This is a genomic window from Vibrio sp. 1562 (assembly GCF_033340155.1).
Classification (GTDB): domain Bacteria; phylum Pseudomonadota; class Gammaproteobacteria; order Enterobacterales; family Vibrionaceae; genus Vibrio; species Vibrio alginolyticus.
In genome coordinates this window covers 1-531 of sequence record NZ_JAWOVY010000730.1, presented here as the reverse complement: position 1 = coordinate 531, position 531 = coordinate 1, and the positions used below count along the sequence as shown (strand labels likewise).

1 protein-coding gene is annotated in these 531 nt (G+C 48.4%); it reads right to left on the bottom strand.

The window, feature by feature from the left end; all coding sequences use genetic code 11:
• Positions 1-531: peroxidase family protein (locus R7Z49_RS27345; protein ID WP_318112808.1), on the bottom strand; the 531-nt coding region annotated here is incomplete at both ends.

Here is a 531-nt window from a genome sequence, read left to right as displayed (position 1 = left end):
ACTTGGCGCAAGCCACTCTTGCTCAGAACCCCAATAGGTGTCTTTTTCTGGATGCCAAATATCTTCGCGACCAAAACCAAAACCAAAGGTTTTAAAGCCCATCGATTCATAAGCCATGTTACCTGCGAGAATAATCAGGTCGGCCCAGCTTAATTTGTTGCCGTACTTTCTCTTGATCGGCCAAAGAAGTCGGCGTGCTTTGTCTAGGTTGGCGTTATCAGGCCAAGAGTTGAGAGGGGCAAAGCGTTGGTTACCGGTTGCGGCACCACCACGTCCGTCTGCGATACGATAGCTACCAGCCGCGTGCCATGCCATACGAATCATCAAACCGCCGTAGTGTCCCCAGTCTGCTGGCCACCAATCTTGGCTGTTTGTCATTAGGTCTTTTAAGTCTTGCTTGAGTGCGTCGACGTCCAGTTTTTTAAGTTCTTCTTTGTAATTAAAATCTGGACCAAATGGATTCGTTTTGGAGTCGTGCTGATGCAGGATGTCTAAGTTTAAGGCATTCGGCCACCAATCCATCACCGACTT